The following is a 16,941-nucleotide window of genomic DNA, read 5'->3' as shown; positions in this document are numbered from 1 at the left end:
TGTTCGACAGCCTCGTCACGGCACTGTCCGCGCCGTGTCCCACGTCCGGGTGAAAAAGGATGTTCATCGCTTCGCCCCGGGTAGGCCAAGTCCGCCAGCCACTCGCGTACCTGGGGGACCGGACGTTGTCGCAACCCTTCGAACTGCCCGACTTCTACGTGCCGTACCCGGCCCGCCTCAACCCGCACCTCGAAGCGGCACGGGCCCACACCCGCGAGTGGGCGGCGCGGCAGGGGATGCTGGAGGGCTCCGGGGTATGGGACACCGCGGACCTGGAAGCGCACGACTACGCGCTGCTGTGCGCCTACACGCACCCCGACGCGAGCGAGGACGACCTGGCGCTGGTCACCGACTGGTACGTGTGGGTCTTCTTCTTCGACGACCACTTCCTGGAGATGTTCAAGCGCACTCAGGACCGCGCGGGCGGCAAGGCGTATCTGGACAGGCTCCCGCTGTTCATGCCGCTGGACGGCACCGCGGCGGTGCCCGAGCCCACCAACCCGGTCGAGGCCGGGCTGGCCGACCTGTGGGCCCGCACCGTGCCGTCGATGTCCCGTGACTGGCGCGCCCGGTTCGCCGTGAGCACCGAGAACCTGCTCAACGAGTCGCTGTGGGAGCTGTCCAACATCAACATCGGCCGGGTGCCGAACCCGGTCGAGTACATCGAGATGCGCCGCAAGGTCGGCGGCGCCCCCTGGTCGGCCGGGCTCGTGGAGTTCGCCGCGCACGCCGAGGTGCCCGCCGCCGTCGCCGGCTCCCGCCCCCTGTGCGTGCTGCGCGACACGTTCTCCGACGCCGTCCACCTGCGCAACGACCTGTTCTCCTACGAGCGCGAGATCGGGGACGAGGGCGAGCTGTCCAACGGCGTCCTCGTGCTGGAGACGTTCCTGGACTGCACCACCCAGGAGTCGGCCGAGGCGGTCAACGACCTGCTGACCTCCCGTCTCCAGCAGTTCGAGCACACCGCACTGACCGAACTGCCCGCGCTCTGCGCCGACAAGGGCCTCGACCCGGCGGACCAGGCCGCCGTCGCCGCGTACGTCAAGGGACTCCAGGACTGGCAGTCCGGCGGCCACGAGTGGCACATGCGCTCCAGCCGCTACATGAACGGCGGGGCGGCCACCGCCGGGGACACGGGCCCGGCAGCCGCCCGCCTGCCGTTCCTCCCCGCGGGGCTGGGCACCTCGGCGACGGACATCCTCGCCGGCATCGCGCGTACCGCCCCGCAGCGCGTCCGCTCCTTCACCCACGTCCCGCACGAGCGCACGGGCCCCTCGGTGCTGCCCGCCTTCGAGATGCCCTTCACGCCCCAGCTCAGCCCCCACCTGGACGGGGCCCGCGAGCGGGTCGTCACCTGGGCCCGCGCGATGGGGCTGCTGGACCCGCAGCCGGACGTGCCGGGGGGCCGGGTGTGGGACGAGGAGCTGATCCGCGACAACGACCTGCCGCTGTGCGCCGCCGGTATCCACCCCGACGCCACCCGGGCCCAACTCGACCTCTCCTCCGCCTGGCTGGCCTGGGGCACGTGGGGCGACGACTACTACCCGGTCCGCTTCGGCCGCACCCGCGACCTGGCGGGCGCCAAGGTGTGCACCGAGCGCCTGTCGCTGTTCATGCCCGTCGAGGGAGAGCCGCTCCCGCCGCCCGCCGGTCCGCTGGAGCGTTCGCTGGCCGACCTGTGGGCGCGCACGGCGGGCCCGATGTCCGTGGCCAAGCGCCGCCGCTTCCGCGCGGCCATCGAGACCATGGCGGAAAGCTGGCTGTGGGAGCTGGACAACCAGGCGGCCAACCGCATCCCCGACCCCGTCGACTACGTCGAGATGCGGCGCAGGACCTTCGGCTCCGACCTGACGATGAGCCTGTGCCGGCTGGCCCATCCGGACAGCATCCCGGAGGAGATCTACCGCAGCGGACCCATGAAGTCGCTGGAGAACGCGGCGGCCGACTACGCCTGCCTGCTCAACGACGTCTTCTCGTACCAGAAGGAGATCGAGTACGAGGGGGAGATCCACAACGGGCTGCTCGTCGTCCGCGACTTCTTCGACTGCGACTACCCGACGGCGCTGCGCATCGTCGACGACCTGATGACCTCCCGCATCAGGCAGTTCCAGCACGTGGCCGCCCATGAGTTCCCCGTGCTCTACGACGACTTCGCCCTGGACGAGGACGGCCGTGCGGCGCTCGACGGGTACGTGCGGGAGCTGGAGAACTGGATGTCGGGCATCCTCGTGTGGCACCGCGACTGCCGCCGCTACACCGAGAGCGACCTGCGGCGGCACTACGCGCCGGGCTGGCCGTTCGACGGCCCCGCGGGACTGGGTACCTCAGCGGCCCGGCTGGCGCTGCGCTAGAGCTTTTCCTGCGGCTTGTGCTTCCGCAGAGGGGGTGCCAGTGCCCGTGGTGTGCGGTCCGCGGGTGGGTTGCGGCGTGCCGCGCAGTTCCCCGCGCCCCTCCGGGGCGCGTCCACCTCCACCTGCGCCCCCGCGGACGGCGGGCAGTGGTCGGCCCCTCCCCGGCCCCGGGGAGGGGCCGGGGGGAGCGGTGTCAGGGCAGCAGTGAGCGGACCAGGCGGCAGGTGACCGGCGACGGCGGGTGCACGCCGATGCGCTGCGCCGTCGCGTGGATGGTGTGGTCGCACGCCTGCTCGGCGGTGTAGACGCCGGTGTCGAGCAGGGCTATGGCGATGCGCATGGCCTTCAGTTGGCGGTTGTGCGCCACGTACCACGCGCGCGGCCGCCCTGCCGGCAGCGGCTTCTTCGGCAGGGTCGGCAGCGTGGACATGGCCGGCAGCTGCGGCTGCTGGTGTCGCGGGCGGCCGGCGGGACGGGTGTGGGAACGGGAGGTACGGGTACGGACAGCAGTCATCGACGGCTCCTTCGATGCGTCGGTGCGCTCCCTGGCAACTCCTTGAATTCTACCCGCCCCCACTGACAAAACCCGCTGGTCACCCTGGAGTTCGGGACTCTTGTTCGATTAAGCGGCGGTGTCCTCCGCCGCCGCCCCCACCGGCGCACTCGACAGGTGGAAGTCGCGCAGTATCTGCGCCGTCGCGCGCTCCGCCGAACCGACCGCCCCGCGCGGCGTACTGGTGTCCCGGTGCTCCCCGCACACGTAGAGCCCCGACAGCACCCGCACGGGGCGCCGGGGATCGTGCGGCGCCGGCATCGCCACGACCGCCTCGGGATCGTGGTACGCCGCCAACAGCTCCCACCGGTCCGTGGACGTGCCGTGGACACCCGCCAACTGCGCGCGGGCCGCCTTGTCCAACGCCGCCGAAGGGTCGGCCGACCGCTCGCCCAGCACCACGGAGGTGACGAGCGTGCGGCCCGGACCGGCACGTGAGGGGTCCACGGCCGACGCCACCCAGGTGTGGCTGACCGGATCGCTCTCGGGTCCGGCTCCCTCCACCCCGCTCCGCGCCCCGCCCCTGCGCTCCGCGCACACCGTGAAGGAGGCGCCCGCCGCGCCGGTCGGCAACAGCTCCTCGACCGCGTGGTGCAGCACCGTCACCGGGTGGAAGTCCGGCACCCGCAGCCCCGGCAGCAGCCCGGCGGCCGAGCGGGCGCCGGTGGCCACCAGCGCCGCCTCGCAGGCATACGTGCCGTGCCGCTCGGTCGCGACGGCGTGCGTGCTCACCGAGGTGACCCTCACACCTGTGCGGACCGTGCCCGGTGGCAGCGCTGCCGCCAGCAGCTCGCAGACCGTGGCCTGACCACCGGCGGGTACGCCCAGACCGCCGCGGACGAAGCCGTGCAGCGTCAGGTCGGCGACCCGGCTGGAGGTCGTCAGCTCCGGGTCGGACAGCAGCGCCGTCAGCAGGGGGCGCATCAGCGTCTGCGCTGCCCGGGACGGCGACCCGCGCGTCGACAACGCCTCTTCCGCCGTCAGTTCGGGGCGCAGCAGCAGCCCCTGCGCGGGGGTCGAGGCGAAGCGGCTCAGCGCCCCGCGCAGCCGGGCCAGCCCGAACGCGTCGGACATGTCGGCGCGGCTGCGCGCGCCGGTCAGCGCGCGGGCGGTGGACAGCGCGCCTCGCGCGCTCCCTGCGCCCCTCGTGCGCCGGTCGAGGCGCGCGGTACGGGCCGCGCAGAGCGGACCGTCGGACCCCTGCGGGACGCGTGGACGTCCCGGCCCCTCGCCCTGCGGCATGCGGCCGGTGCCACGGGGCGAGGGCCGCGCCGTGACCCGGTGCGTCCTGTCCTGGCAGTGCAGCAGCGCGCCCGGCGCGAACGGGCGCAGCGTCAGCGCGTCCAGCGGGGGCAGACCGGCGAAGGCCGCACCGTCCTGGGCCAGGTTCAGTACTCCGGGCGCGCGGTCGAGCCGGTAGCCGTCGACCGCGTCGGTCCGCAGCCGTCCACCGACCCGGGGAGCCGCCTCCAGTACGACGACGCGCAGCCCCGCGCGGGTCAGCCGGTAGGCCGCCGCCAGCCCGGCCAGGCCGGCACCCACGACGACCACGTCAGCGGTCTGCTCCCGGCCGACGGCATCCGCCTGATGCCCACCACCCGTGCCTGCGCGGTTCGTCTGTGCGCTGCTGATCGGCACTGTCCCTCCCGACGTCGACGGCGTGCGGGTCCGGTTGCTCATTGCCTGATGCCCCGGTGCGCGTGGCTCATACCCGTGTTCGAGGGTTGGTGTGGGAACAGCGTGTGCGGTACGTCGCGCAGGGGGCGCCCGGATGCATGACCGCGGGCGCCCCTCCGGGACGGGAGGTTCAGAGCGCCGCCCTGATGGCCGCGGTGATGTCGGGGAAGGCGAACCGGAACCCGGCGTCGAGCAGCCTGCGCGGCAGCACCCGCTGGCTGCCGAGCACGTCCCCGGCGAACTCGCCGAGCGCGAGCCGCAGGGCGGGAGCGGGCACCGCGAAGGGGGTGGGGCGGCGCAGTACGCGTCCCATGGCGGCGGTGACCTCCCGATTGGTGGCGGGCCGGGGAGCCGTCAGGTTGACGGGCCCGGACACGTCGGCGCGGTCGAGGAGGAAGCGGAGGGCCGCCACGTGGTCGTGGAGGGCGATGTGGCTCCAGTACTGGCGTCCGGTGCCGAGGCGCCCGCCGAGCCCGGCGCGGAAGAGGGGAAAGAGCCGACCCCACGCGCCGCCACCGCGGGCGACGACCAGGCCGGTGCGCGCCGGCACGGTGCGGATGCCCGCTTCCTGGGCAGGCCTGGCCGCGGCTTCCCAGTCCTGGCACAGGTCGGCGAGGAAGCCGTCGCCGGGCCCGGCCGTCTCGTCGACGGCGCGGTCCCCGGTGTCGCCGTAGTACCCGATCGCGGTGGAGAGCAGCAGGGTGCGCGGCGGGTCCGCCAACGCGGCGAGGGCGGTGGCCAGCGTGCGGGTGCCCCGCACGCGGCTGTCGCGCAGTTCGCGCTTGTACGCCTCCGTCCAGCGGCGGTCGCCGACGCCCGCGCCGGCGAGGTGGACGACGGCTTCGCAGCCGACGAGTGAGGCGGTGTCGACGTGGCCGTCCTGCGGATGCCAGGTGACCTCGTCGGCGGCGGAGGCGGGCCGCCGTACGAGCCGGAGGACGTCGTGCCCTTCGGCGCGCAGCGACCGGGTGAGCGCAGTGCCGATGAGTCCGGTGGAACCGGTGACCGCGATTCGCATGCGCCCATCCTGGCGCATGCGCCCGCCCGGGGGCCGCCTGCCGCCCCCCGTCACTCGCCCCGGAAGCGGTCCCACAGCCTCGGCAGGCGTTCGGCCAGCGCGGTGGGGTCCTCCAGGTCGAGGGGGACGCCGGCGGGGTCGGCCGGTGCCTCGGGCAGGCCCAGTTCGGGCAGGACGGTGCCGGTCAGTCGCTCGTACGCCTCGTCGCCGGCGAAGCCCAGTTCCTCGCCGTCCCCGTCCAGTTCCTCGTCGAAGTCGGCCAGCAGCCCGGCGAGGGCGTCCGCGTCGTGCGCGGCGCCCTCGAAGACCTCCCGGCCCTGACCGATCAGCCAGCAGCGGAACCCGTCGAACACGTCGTCGCTCGCCCCGTCGAGCAGGATCCACGCGGCGGCCCACAGGTCCCACTGGTAGGCGCGGCTGTAGCGGGACTCGAAGTGGCGGGCGAAGTAGGTCACGGCGTCGGGGTCGAGCTGGGTGAGCCGCTCGACGAGCAGGTCGGCCTGTTCCTCGGGGTCGCCGTCCGCCTCCCGGCGTGTGGAGTCGATCAGCGCCCAGAACTCCGTCTCGTCCATCACGCCCCCAGCATCGAGCCTGCGCGCCCGCCGCGCACGCGGAGTGCTCCAGATGCGGCTGTGTCGTTACCCGGCCCGTGCCACGGCGTCCGGCGCGCGGTTCGCATACCCGACGGAAGGTGTCCGGTATCGCTGCGAGCGTGTTCCCCGTCGTACCGCGCGACACCCGGACTTCCAGGAGGAACAGGTGCACGAATCCAACGCTTCTCGCGGGCCGCTGGCCGGAAAGGCCGCCCTCGTCGCGGGCGCTACCAGGGGCGCGGGGCGGGCCATGGCGGTCGAGCTGTGCCGCGCGGGGGCCACCGTCTACGCGACGGGGCGGACCACCCGGGCGCGGGCCAGCGAAGTCGGCAGGACGGGCGAGACGATCGAGGAGACCGCCGAACTGGCGACCGAGGCGGGCCGCGAGGAAGGAGGCGGCACGGGCATCGCCGTCGCCGTCGACCACCTCGACCCCGAACAGGTGCGCGACCTGGTCGCCCGCATCGACCGTGAGCAGGGCAGGCTCGACATCCTCGTCAACGACCTGTGGGGCGGCGACCACCTCGTCGGCTTCGACAAGAAGCTGTGGGAACACGACCTGGCCGACGGACTCCGTGTCCTGCGGCTCGGCATCGACAGCCACCTGATCACCAGCACCCACGCCCTGCCGCTGCTCACCCGGCGGCCGGGCGGGCTGCTGATCGAGGTCACCGACGGCACCGAAGAGTCCAACCAGAACTACCGCGAACCCGTCTACTACGACCTGGCCAAGGCCGCGCCCCTGCGCATGGCCCGGGCGCTCGCCCAGGAGACGGCGGAGTACGGCACCACCGCGGTGTGCCTGACCCCGGGCTGGCTGCGCTCGGAGGCGATGCTCGACACTCACTTCCACGTGACGGAGGAGAACTGGCGCGACGGCTGCGCCACCGACCCGCACTTCGCCATCTCCGAGACCCCGACCTTCGTCGGCCGCGCCGTGGCCGCCCTCGCCGCCGACCCCGACGTGGCGCGCTGGAACGGGCAGTCCCTCTCCAGCGGGGGACTCGCCCAGGTCTACGGCTTCACCGACGTGGACGGCTCCGCACCGGACGCCTGGCGCTACATCGCCGAGGTCCAGTTCGCGGGCAAACCGGCGGACGTGACCGGCTACCGCTGACCGGGGACCGGAGAAGGCTTCTCCCCGTAGAGCGCCGCCGTGCGCCGTGCCGCCTCCGCGAGGCGGGCGCGCAGCCGCGGCGGCGCCAGCACCTCGCACTCGGGGCCCAGCGTGAGGAGCTGGCTGTAGCCCACCTCCTCGTTCTCCACCCGCAGCGAGACGATTCTGTCCCCGTTCCCGTCGACGGTGCCCTTTGCCAACGCCTCGTCCGCCGCTGCCCGGTCGGTGACGTACCGCAGCCGCCCGGCCCCCGCCTCGGTGAGCCGGAGCGTCACCCGGGTACGCAGGATGGAGCGTGCGAAGGCCGCCGCGCGCTCCGTCCAGAAGTCGGCCAGATCGAAATCGGCCGCCCTCTCGAACACCGTGTCGTGGACGGCGACACCGGTGAACCTGTCGACGCGGTACACCCGCCACGGGTCCCGGCCGGGGGCACCCTCGTCGGCGGGCACCCGGGCCGCCAGGTACCACTGGCCCGCCTTCAGGACCAGGCCGTACGGTTCCAGCTCCCGTTCGACCTCGCCCTTCTTCCCGGCGTACCGGACCGCGGCCCGCCGGTCCGACCAGACGGCGTCGGCCAGCGCGGGCAGCAGCGGCGGCGTCCCCGGCGCCTGCCACCAGCCGGGCGCGTCCAGATGGAAGCGCTGCGACGACCCCTCGTGCACGTCCCGCAGCGCGGGATCGAGCGCGGCCGAGACCTTCAGCCGCGCCGCCGAAGCCGCGTCGTCCAGCCCCAGGTCCCGCAGCGCCGAGGGCACCCCCGACAGGAACAGCGCCTCCGCCTCGCTGCGGCCCATCCCCGTCAGCCGCGTGCGGTAGCCGCCGACCAGCCGGTAGCCTCCCGCCCGGCCCCGGTCCGCGTACACCGGCACGCCCGCCTCGGACAGGGCGAGCACGTCACGGGCGACCGTGCGTTCGGAGACCTCCAGCTCGGCGGCCAGCTCGCCGCCGGTCATCTCCCTGCGCGCCTGGAGCAACAGCACCATTTTGATCAGCCGCGCCGCCCGCATGGTGAATACCCCTCCCCGCCGTCTTTGTCCCGCTGTTAACGTTCCGCCAGTTATACAGCGAACAAGGAATCGGTCATGTCTCAGCAAACTCGCGAACAGTGGGGCTCGCGGACCGGATTTCTGATGGCCGCCATCGGCTCCGCCATCGGACTGGGCAACATCTGGCGCTTCCCCGCGGAGGCGTACAAGAACGGTGGCGGGGCCTTCCTCCTGCCGTATCTCGTCGCGCTGCTCACCGCCGGCCTCCCCCTGCTCATCCTCGAATACTCGGTGGGCAGGAAGTACCGGAAGTCACCGCCCGTCGCCTTCCGGCAGATATCCAAGCCCGCCTCCGTCATCGGCTGGTGGCAGGTCGCCATCTGCTTCGTCATCGCCAGCTACTACGCCGTGATCGTCGCCTGGGCCCTACGGTATGCGGGGTTCTCCTTCGGCAAGGACTGGGGCAAGGACCCCGAGGCGTTCTTCTCCGCGGATTTCCTCCACTCGGCATCCGAGCCGGGGCTGCCCACCAGCTGGGTCGGTGGCGTCTTCTGGCCGCTGCTGGCCGTGTGGCTCGTCGTCCTGATCATCCTGGCCCTGGGCGTCCGCCGCGGTATCGAGCGCTCCAACCAGATCTTCATCCCCCTGCTGGTGCTCTTCTTCGTCGTCCTGGTGATCCGGGCCGTCACCCTGGACGGTGCCGCCGAGGGCCTCGACGCGCTCTTCTCACCCGACTGGGGAGCGCTCACCGACGGAAGCGTCTGGGTCGCCGCCTACGGGCAGATCTTCTTCTCCCTGTCCATCGGCTTCGGCATCATGGTCACCTACGCCTCCTACCTGGGGCGCCGCTCCGACCTGACGGGCTCGGCGCTGGTGGCCGGCTTCGCCAACAGCTCCTTCGAGATCCTCGCCGGTATCGGGGTGTTCGCCACCCTCGGCTTCATGGCGCAGGCCAACGGCGTCGCCGTCGGCGAGGTCGTCACCGACGGAGTCGGCCTGGCCTTCATCGCCTTCCCCGCCGTGATCTCCCAGATGCCGATGGGCGGCCTCTTCGGCTTCCTCTTCTTCGCGTCCCTGGCCATCGCGGGCATCACCTCGCTGGTCAGCATCGTGCAGGTGATCATCTCCGCGGTGCAGGACCGCACCGGCATGCGGCGGCTGCCCGCCGTGTGGGGCGTCGGCGGCCTGGTCGCCCTCGTCTCGCTGCTCCTGTTCCCGACGGACGCGGGCCTGGCACTGCTCGACTCGGCCGACCACTTCATCAACCAGTACGGCATCGCACTGGCCGCGCTCGTCTTCCTCGTCGTCATGGGCTGGGTACTGCGGCGGCTGCCGGTCTTCCAGGCGCACGCCGACGAGACCTCCGCGATCCGGCTCGGCCTGTGGTGGCGCGTCTGCCTCGGGGTGATCACCCCGCTGGTGCTCGGCTGGATGATGGTCGACAGCCTGCGCGCCGAGTTCGACGAGAACTACGGCGGATACCCCACCTCCTTCCTGGCCTGGGCAGGGTGGGGGGTCGCCGGCGGTGCGCTGGTGATCGGCGTCCTGATCGCCCTTGTCCCCTGGCGCAACGCGCCGCGAGCCGAGCGGGAGGAGGTGCGCTGATGTCGGCAGGAGCCGTGGTGATGATGGTCGCCGCCATGCTCATCGTGTGGGGTGGCCTGATCGCCGCCGTGCTGCGTCTGCGGCGGCACCCGGACCCGGAGTAGCACCGAGAGCAACGCAGCGCGAAGGGCCCGCCGCGGCGACCGCGGCGGGCCCTTCGCACCAAGGTCACGGCGTCACGGCGTCACGGCGTCGTGCGGAGTCCCGCGACGAGGATCTCGACCAGGCGGCGTGCGTCGTAGCGGGGGTCGCAGGACGCGCCGACGCAGAGGTTGCCGACGCCGCGCATCAGCGCGTAGGCCTCCACGTCCGCCCGGATCTCGCCGGACTCGGCCGCGGCGTCGAGCAGCTGGGCGCACACGGGTACGAGGCGGTCGAGGAAGTAGGCGTGCAGCGTCTCGAATCCGGCGTTGTCGGACTGCAGCACGGCGGCGAGTCCGTGCTTGGTGACCAGGAAGTCCACGAACAGGTCGATCCACTGCCCGAGCGCGGCGTGCGGGGTCGCGCCGGAGGCCAGCAGCGCCGGACCCGCCTCGGCGCACGCTTCGACCTGGTGGCGGTAGACGGCGATGATGAGGTCGGCGCGCGTCGGGAAGTGGCGGTACATCGTGCCCATCCCGACACCGGCCTTCGCCGCGATGTCGCGGACCGGCGCCTCCACCCCCGACGCGACGAAGACCGCGGCGGCGGCTTCGAGCAGCATCTCCTCGTTGCGCCGGGCGTCCGCCCGCTTCGACCGGGCCGCCGCCCGCCCCGTGCGCTCCTCGCCGTCGTCCACCGCGCTGCTCCCTCCGCCCTGTAACCCACCGGCCCGCCACCCCTGGGGACCGGCAGGCGTCTCCCGACCCGGCATGCGTTCCCGGCCCGGCGTCCGTCCCCGGTCCGGCATGCGTTCCCGGTCCGGCATGCTTTCCCGGCACGCGGCACGCGGCACGCGGCACGCGGCACGCGGCACGTCGGCCGTACCGCCGCCGGAACGAGGTTCCGCTTCCCACGGTACCCGCACCGGCGCACCCGCCCGCACATCGGCCGGACAGCCCCCGCCCCGGCCCGCGGACGGGCTCGGGGCACCGGACAGCCGAAGGGGCCCCCGCCGGCGGCGGAGGCCCCTTCCGGGCGGCGGCGTCAGGACGACCCTTACGCCAGCCCGTACTTCTCGGCCGCCTTGCGGACGTCCTCCGACTTGACCTCGCCGCGGCGGGCGAGACGCGACAGCGCGGCGACGACGACGGACTCCGGGTCGACACCGAAGTGGCGGCGGGCGCCCTCCCGGGTGTCGGAGAGGCCGAAGCCGTCGGTGCCGAGGGAGGACCAGTCCTGCTCGACCCACTGGCTGATCTGGTCGGGCACGGCCCGCATCCAGTCGCTGACGGCCAGCACCGGGCCGGGCGCACCCTCCAGAACGCGGGTCACGTACGGCACGCGCTCCTCGCCGCGCAGCGCCGCCGCGTCGCACTCCATGGCCTCACGCCGCAGCTCGGTCCAGGACGGCGCCGACCACACGTCGGCGGCCACACCCCACTCCTCGGCGAGGATCTTCTGCGCGTCGAGAGCCCAGTGGATCGCGGTGCCGGAGGAGAGCAGCTGGATGCGCGGGGCGTCCTTGGGCGCGCCCTCCGCCTCGCGGAAGCGGTAGAGCCCCTTGAGGATGCCTTCCTCCACGCCGTCGCCCTCCGGCATCGGCGGCTGGACCTTGGTCTCGTTGTAGACCGTCAGGTAGTAGAAGACGTCCTCCTGCTGGTCCGCTTCCGGACCGTACATCCGGCGCAGGCCCTCCTTGACGATGACGCCGACCTCGTAGGCGAACGCCGGGTCGTAGGAGAGCGCCGCCGGGTTGGTGGAGGCCAGCAGGTGGGAGTGGCCGTCGGCGTGCTGGAGGCCTTCGCCGGTCATCGTCGTACGGCCGGCCGTGGCGCCGATGACGAAGCCGCGGCCGAGCTGGTCGGCGAGCGCCCAGAACTGGTCGGCGGTCCGCTGGAACCCGAACATCGAGTAGAAGATGTAGAACGGGATCATCGGCTCGCTGTGCGTCGCGTACGACGTCGCCGCCGCGGTGAAGTCCGCCAGCGAACCGGCCTCGGTGATCCCCTCGTTGAGGATCTGACCGTCGGCGGCCTCCTTGTAGTACAGGAGCTGGTCGCGGTCGACCGGGTCGTAGGTCTGCCCCAGCGGCGAGTAGATGCCGGCGGAGGGGAAGAGCGACTCCATGCCGAAGGTGCGGGCCTCGTCGGGGACGATCGGCACCCAGCGCTTGCCGGTCTCCTTGTCCCGCATCAGGTCCTTGACCAGCCGGACGAACGCCATGGTGGTGGCGATCTCCTGCGAGCCCGAGCCCTTCTTCAGCGCGTCGAACGGCTTGTCGGCGGGCGCGGGCAGACCGACCGCGTGGACGCGGCGGGCCGGCGCGGGGCCGCCCAGCTCGGCGCGGCGCTCCTGGAGGTAGCGGACCTCGGGGGAGTCGGCGCCCGGGTGCACGTAGGGCACCAGCTCGTCGTCCAGCTTGCTGTCCGGAATCGGGAGCTCCAGCAGGTCCCGCATGGCGCGGAACTCCTTGCCGGTGAGCTTCTTCATCTGGTGGTTGGCGTTGCGGGACTCGAAGCCCGGGCCCAGGGTCCAGCCCTTGACCGTCTGCGCCAGGATCACCGTCGGCGCGCCCTTGTGCTCGACGGCCGCCTTGTACGCCGCGTACACCTTGCGCGGCTCGTGTCCGGCGCGCGAGGTCTTGAACAGCTCGGTGATCTTGTCGTCGCCCAGCAGCTTGCCGATCTCGGCCAGCGCGGGGGAGGCGCCGAAGAAGTGCTCGCGGATGTAGGCCGCGTCCCGGGTGGCGTACGTCTGGAACTGGGCGTCCGGCACCTCGCGCAGCCTGCGGGTGAGCGCTCCCGTGGTGTCCAGCGCGAAGACCTCGTCCCACGCGGAGCCCCACAGGGACTTGATGACGTTCCATCCGGCGGCGCGGAACTGGGCCTCCAGCTCTTGGACGATCTTGAAGTTCGCGCGGACGGGGCCGTCGAGGCGCTGGAGGTTGCAGTTGATGACGAAGGTGAGGTTGTCCAGCTGCTCGCGCCCGGCCAGGGCGAGGGCTGCGGTCGACTCGGGTTCGTCCATCTCGCCGTCGCCGAGGAAGGCCCACACATGCGAGGCGGAGGTGTCCTTGATGCCCCGGTTGGTGAGGTAGTTGTTGAAGCGTGCCTGGTAGATCGCGGAGATCGGGCCCAGGCCCATGGAGACGGTGGGGAACTCCCACAGCCACGGCAGGCGGCGCGGGTGCGGGTAGGACGGCAGCCCGTCACCGCCGGACTCCTGGCGGAAGCGGTCGAGGTGGTCCTCGGTGAGCCGCCCGTCGAGGAAGGCGCGGGCGTAGACGCCGGGGGAGGCGTGGCCCTGGACGTAGAGCTGGTCGCCCGAGCCGCCGTCCGCACCCTCCTTGCCCTTGAAGAAGTGCTCGAAGCCGGTCTCGTAGAGCCACGCAGCCGACGCGAACGTCGCGATGTGGCCGCCGAGGCCGTAGCGGCTGCCGCGGGTGACCATGGCGGCGGCGTTCCAGCGGTTCCACGCGGTGATGCGGGACTCCATCGCCTCGTCGCCGGGGAAGGCCGGCTCGGCCGAGGTGGGGATGGTGTTGACGTACTCCGTCTCCAGCAGCCCTGGCACGGCCAGGCCGCTGTGCTGGGCGTGCTCGACGGTGCGACGCACCAGGTACGCGGCTCGTTCGCCGCCCGCGTGCGAGGAGACGGCGTCGAGCGACTCACGCCATTCGCCGGTCTCCTGCGGATCACGGTCCGGGAGCTGGTCGAGCTCGCTCGGATGCGGCGGGCGTACGGGGTCGGGCATGGTGGCCACCTTCCGGACGTGTAGGCCCCTCCAAACGGGTCGGGAGGGCGGTTGTGCGAGTGGGCGTGGTAACCCTGAACGGGCAGGACAGGGGGCACCCAACACAGGGACTCTACGCCTGTGATCGATGATCGATCAAAGGATCGGAAGGTAAAAACCGCCCACGACCCGAAATTGGCATTCCGTGCCTCGAAACCAGGCACCGAATGCCAGACCCCTGGAGGGGCGCGGGGAACTGCTCCCCCTGGGGGTACCGCCCGGCCGGAGGCTGGGGGACTCCGGCCGGGAGGTGCCCCCACCAGCCCCGGCGCACCCGTACGCGGGCGACGGGCGCGCCCCCCACGGCGGGCTGCCGCCAGCAGCGGATGCTAACGAGGCGCCGGCGCACACCCCAGCACGTGCTCCTTCACCAGCGGGCCGATGCCCGGATCGCGCCGCTCGATCGCGGCCAGCACGGCCTCGTGCTCCTCGGCGTACGACTGCTGCACCGTCCCCAGCCACCGGATCGACAGCGCCGTCCACACCTCGATGCCCAGCCCCTCCCAGGTGTGCAGCAGAACGCTGTTGCCCGCCGCCCGCACCAGCTCCCGGTGGAAAGACACCGTGTGCCGCACCTGCGCCTCACCGTCCCCGCACCGGTCCGCCTCGTACAGCGCCTCCACGTGCGACCGCAGCGCCGTCACGTCCTTGGCCAGGACCGGCACCGCCAGCTCCACGGCGATCTGCTCCAGACCGGCCCGCACGGGGTAGATCTCCTCCAGGTCGGCGGGCGACAGGTCCCGCACCCGCGCACCCTTGTTCTGCGCCGACTCGATCAGCCGCAGCGCCTCCAGCTCGCGCAGCGCCTCCCGCACGGGCGTCTGGCTCACCTCCAGCTCCACCGCGATCCGCCGCTCCACGATCCGCTCACCCGGCTTCCAGCGCCCGCTGACGATCCCGTCGACGATGTGCTCCCGGATCTGCTCGCGCAGCGACTGGACGACGGGCGGCGTCATGAGAATGCTCCTCGCAACGAGGGGGTGGGGCCCCTAGACGATACGGCGTGGGCAGGCACGCGGTGCCACTGCGTACGGTGAGGCTTCGGTCACTCGAATTCCCGAACAAATGGTGATCCGCCGAATACAATGCGGCCCTGGGTGGAGGCCTGGTCGCAAGGCGCGCACGGCCAGCTGAGGCGGAGGGGGCAGCGTGTCGTTCGAGCAGGAATGGACGCGACTGAAGGCGAGGCACGCGTCAGACGGGCCCGCTGTGCAACTCGACCACGCCCCGCCGCCCCCCGACGGCGCGGGCAGCGACCCCGCATCGGAGGCGCCGGGCCTTGTGGTGCACCAGGACGACCTGGGTGCCGTCGGCCACGAGGCCTTCAAGCTGCACGGGGCACTCCACAAGAAGGCCGACATCGCGAACGCCGGCCGCGGCAAAGGGGACATGGGCTCGACCGCCTCCGCCGCGAAGGAGCTGTCCACGCGGCACCTCTCGATGGGCGACGAACTCGATATCACGCTCACCACCTGGTCTTCACACAGGAGGCTCCATGACAGGTGCTTCGCGCGTGGCGGTCGTTGTCGGCGGCACTGTGGTCGCCGGTGTGACGGCCCTGGTCCTGGCGCTGTGGTCGCTGTCCGACGCGGCAGTCTCAGAGCAGGACAAGAAGGAGAAAAAGTGCTGCTGGAAGGAGGGCGTGACCTCAGCCTCGCTCAGCCGTGAGGTGGGGCTGCGCATCCCCGAGGAGGCGAAGGACAAGCGCGCCGCGTACAAGACGGGCTCTCGCTACGACACCGCGCTGCTGGCCTTCACGCTTCCCGACACCGAGGCGCGGAACTACGTGGACCGGCTCAAGCCGTCGGGCGACACATTGCTCCGAAACACCCACCCCAAGCAGAAAAACTACCGCCCCACGGCCCCCTTCGCCCGACTCGACCTCCCCGAGCCGGAAACCCTCACCAAAGGCGTGCGCCGCATCTCCCTCTGCCCGGACGAGGCAGCCCTCCCAGCCGAATCCCGAAACGGACCCGAAGGCGAACACCTCCGCCACTGCGTCGACCTCTACACCCACGAATTCAAACCAGGCACCACCCGCGTCTATCTCAGGTCGGACATCGAGTAAGCGCTCCGGCCGTCGATACGGGCGATACAAGGCCGATACAGCAGTGCCCCCGCCACACGCGTGGCGGGGGCACCGTTGGCAGCAGGTGGCTGTCGGAGGGGTTACAGCCCCAGCTCGCCCTCGAACTCGCCGGCCTCCAGGCGGGCCTTGACGTCGCCCAGGTAGCGGGCGGCGTCGGCGCCGTCCACGAGCTGGTGGTCGTAGGAGAGGGTCAGGTAGACCATGTCGCGGATCGCGATGGTCTCACCCAGCTCCGGGTGGTCGATGACCATCGGACGGCGGACCGTCGCACCGATGCCCAGCTCCGCGACCTGCGGGTAGTTCACGATGATGGTGTCGAAGAGCGCACCCCGCGAGCCGGTGTTGCTGATCGTGAACGTGCCGCCGGACATGTCGTCCGGACCCAGACCGCCCTCGCGGACCTTCTTGGCCAGCTCGGCGGTCTTGCGGGCGATGCCCGCCAGGTTGAGGTTCCCGGCCTCCTTGATGACCGGGACCATCAGGCCCTTCTCGGAGTCCACCGCGATGCCGATGTTCTCGACGTCGTGGTAGGTGACGGTGCCGTCGTCGTTGAGGCGGGCGTTGACGGCCGGGTGGGCCTTCAGCGCCTCGGCCGCCGCCTGCACGAAGAACGGCATCGGGGAGAGCTTGACGCCCTCCCGCGCGGCGAAGGAGCTCTTCGCCGCCGCCCGCAGCTTCATGATGCGGGTGACGTCCACCTCGACGACCGTGGACAGCTGCGCCTGGTTGTGCAGCGCCTTCATCATGTTCTCGGCGATGACCTTGCGGATGCGCGGCATCTTCACGGTCTGGCCGCGCAGCGGCGAAGCCTCCAGCTTCGGCGACTTCGGCGCCGCCGAGGCGGCAGCGGCCGGGGCCTGTGCCTGCTGGGCCTGCTGTGCCTTCTGCGACTCGGCCGCCTCGATGACGTCCTGCTTGCGGATGCGGCCGCCCACACCGGTGCCGCGCACCGAGGTGAGGTCCACGCCCTGCTCGGCCGCCAGCTTGCGCACCAGCGGCGTCACGTAGGCGCCGTCGTTCTCCGGCGCGGGAGCCGGAGCCGCCGGGGCCTGCGCCGCGGGGGCGGGCTGGGCCGGGGC

The 16,941-nt window shown here is 72.1% G+C and carries 15 protein-coding genes; 5 read left to right on the top strand and 10 right to left on the bottom strand.

All coding sequences use genetic code 11. The features are described from left to right. Positions 1-125: 125 nt before the first annotated feature. On the top strand, positions 126-2,351 hold the full coding sequence (locus AB8Z75_RS04105; RefSeq protein ID WP_369199959.1) for a germacradienol/geosmin synthase: 2,226 nt from the start codon (positions 126-128) through the stop codon (positions 2,349-2,351). A gap of 193 nt (positions 2,352-2,544) precedes the next feature. Here the strand turns inward: AB8Z75_RS04105 and AB8Z75_RS04100 are convergent, their stop codons facing one another. The 4 genes from AB8Z75_RS04100 to AB8Z75_RS04085 form a co-directional block, all read right to left on the bottom strand. Beyond that, positions 2,545-2,781 (bottom strand): hypothetical protein, encoded by a 237-nt coding sequence (locus AB8Z75_RS04100; protein WP_242757397.1) that lies wholly within the window; start codon positions 2,779-2,781, stop codon positions 2,545-2,547. Positions 2,782-2,973: 192 nt separating this feature from the next. After that, positions 2,974-4,542: an FAD-dependent oxidoreductase gene (locus tag AB8Z75_RS04095; protein WP_369199958.1), complete on the bottom strand. Its 1,569-nt coding sequence runs from the start codon at positions 4,540-4,542 to the stop codon at positions 2,974-2,976. Positions 4,543-4,711: 169 nt separating this feature from the next. After that, a complete protein-coding gene (locus tag AB8Z75_RS04090; RefSeq protein ID WP_369199957.1) occupies positions 4,712-5,599 on the bottom strand; it encodes a TIGR01777 family oxidoreductase in 888 nt (295 codons plus the stop codon). A gap of 50 nt (positions 5,600-5,649) precedes the next feature. Then, positions 5,650-6,171 (bottom strand): DUF4240 domain-containing protein, encoded by a 522-nt coding sequence (locus AB8Z75_RS04085; protein WP_369199979.1) that lies wholly within the window; start codon positions 6,169-6,171, stop codon positions 5,650-5,652. Between the two features lie 187 nt (positions 6,172-6,358). Here AB8Z75_RS04085 and AB8Z75_RS04080 point away from each other — a divergent pair, with 187 nt between their 5' ends. Further along, entirely contained in the window at positions 6,359-7,309 is a 951-nt protein-coding gene (locus AB8Z75_RS04080) for an SDR family oxidoreductase (RefSeq protein ID WP_369199956.1), read from the top strand. Here AB8Z75_RS04080 and AB8Z75_RS04075 read toward each other — a convergent pair. Then, positions 7,300-8,316 (bottom strand): helix-turn-helix transcriptional regulator, encoded by a 1,017-nt coding sequence (locus AB8Z75_RS04075; protein ID WP_369199955.1) that lies wholly within the window; start codon positions 8,314-8,316, stop codon positions 7,300-7,302. The genes AB8Z75_RS04080 and AB8Z75_RS04075 overlap by 10 nt on opposite strands. A 75-nt stretch (positions 8,317-8,391) precedes the next feature. Between AB8Z75_RS04075 and AB8Z75_RS04070 the strand changes: the two genes are divergently transcribed. Further along, positions 8,392-9,900: a sodium-dependent transporter gene (locus AB8Z75_RS04070; protein WP_369199954.1), complete on the top strand. Its 1,509-nt coding sequence runs from the start codon at positions 8,392-8,394 to the stop codon at positions 9,898-9,900. Further along, on the top strand, positions 9,900-10,004 hold the full coding sequence (locus AB8Z75_RS04065; RefSeq protein ID WP_369199953.1) for a methionine/alanine import family NSS transporter small subunit: 105 nt from the start codon (positions 9,900-9,902) through the stop codon (positions 10,002-10,004). Before AB8Z75_RS04070 ends, AB8Z75_RS04065 begins: the two co-directional genes overlap by 1 nt. A gap of 80 nt (positions 10,005-10,084) precedes the next feature. Here the strand turns inward: AB8Z75_RS04065 and AB8Z75_RS04060 are convergent, their stop codons facing one another. The 4 genes from AB8Z75_RS04060 to AB8Z75_RS04045 form a co-directional block, all read right to left on the bottom strand. Beyond that, on the bottom strand, positions 10,085-10,678 hold the full coding sequence (locus AB8Z75_RS04060) for a TetR/AcrR family transcriptional regulator (RefSeq protein ID WP_369199952.1): 594 nt from the start codon (positions 10,676-10,678) through the stop codon (positions 10,085-10,087). Positions 10,679-11,037: 359 nt separating this feature from the next. Beyond that, positions 11,038-13,734 (bottom strand): pyruvate dehydrogenase (acetyl-transferring), homodimeric type, encoded by a 2,697-nt coding sequence (aceE, locus tag AB8Z75_RS04055; protein WP_369199951.1) that lies wholly within the window; start codon positions 13,732-13,734, stop codon positions 11,038-11,040. 368 nt (positions 13,735-14,102) lie between these two features. Then, a complete protein-coding gene (locus AB8Z75_RS04050) occupies positions 14,103-14,729 on the bottom strand; it encodes a GntR family transcriptional regulator (protein ID WP_369199950.1) in 627 nt (208 codons plus the stop codon). 238 nt (positions 14,730-14,967) lie between these two features. Further along, positions 14,968-15,108 (bottom strand): hypothetical protein, encoded by a 141-nt coding sequence (locus AB8Z75_RS04045; protein ID WP_369199949.1) that lies wholly within the window; start codon positions 15,106-15,108, stop codon positions 14,968-14,970. 178 nt (positions 15,109-15,286) lie between these two features. Between AB8Z75_RS04045 and AB8Z75_RS04040 the strand changes: the two genes are divergently transcribed. Next, positions 15,287-15,841, top strand: a complete 555-nt coding sequence (locus AB8Z75_RS04040; RefSeq protein WP_369199948.1) for a hypothetical protein — start codon at positions 15,287-15,289, stop codon at positions 15,839-15,841. A 101-nt stretch (positions 15,842-15,942) separates the two neighbouring features. Here AB8Z75_RS04040 and sucB read toward each other — a convergent pair. After that, on the bottom strand, positions 15,943-16,941 hold a 999-nt coding region (sucB, locus tag AB8Z75_RS04035; protein ID WP_369199947.1), incomplete at its 5' end, for a 2-oxoglutarate dehydrogenase, E2 component, dihydrolipoamide succinyltransferase.

Origin of the sequence: Streptomyces sp. PU-14G, assembly GCF_041028275.1 — a bacterium.
In the GTDB taxonomy this organism is placed as follows: Bacteria; Actinomycetota; Actinomycetes; order Streptomycetales; family Streptomycetaceae; genus Streptomyces.
The sequence above is the reverse complement of the archived record's forward strand: the minus strand, read 5'-3'. Positions and strand labels throughout refer to the sequence as shown.

Excerpts from the sequence above, each read along its gene's own strand:
- AB8Z75_RS04100 (WP_242757397.1), bottom strand. The coding sequence starts at position 2,781 with ATGTCCACGCTGCCGACCCTGCCGAAGAAGCCGCTGCCGGCAGGGCGG.
- AB8Z75_RS04090 (WP_369199957.1), bottom strand. The coding sequence starts at position 5,599 with ATGCGAATCGCGGTCACCGGTTCCACCGGACTCATCGGCACTGCGCTC.
- AB8Z75_RS04085 (WP_369199979.1), bottom strand. The coding sequence starts at position 6,171 with ATGGACGAGACGGAGTTCTGGGCGCTGATCGACTCCACACGCCGGGAG.
- AB8Z75_RS04075 (WP_369199955.1), bottom strand. The coding sequence starts at position 8,316 with ATGCGGGCGGCGCGGCTGATCAAAATGGTGCTGTTGCTCCAGGCGCGC.
- AB8Z75_RS04070 (WP_369199954.1), top strand. The coding sequence starts at position 8,392 with ATGTCTCAGCAAACTCGCGAACAGTGGGGCTCGCGGACCGGATTTCTG.
- AB8Z75_RS04065 (WP_369199953.1), top strand. The coding sequence starts at position 9,900 with ATGTCGGCAGGAGCCGTGGTGATGATGGTCGCCGCCATGCTCATCGTG.
- aceE (WP_369199951.1), bottom strand. The coding sequence starts at position 13,734 with ATGCCCGACCCCGTACGCCCGCCGCATCCGAGCGAGCTCGACCAGCTC.
- AB8Z75_RS04050 (WP_369199950.1), bottom strand. The coding sequence starts at position 14,729 with ATGACGCCGCCCGTCGTCCAGTCGCTGCGCGAGCAGATCCGGGAGCAC.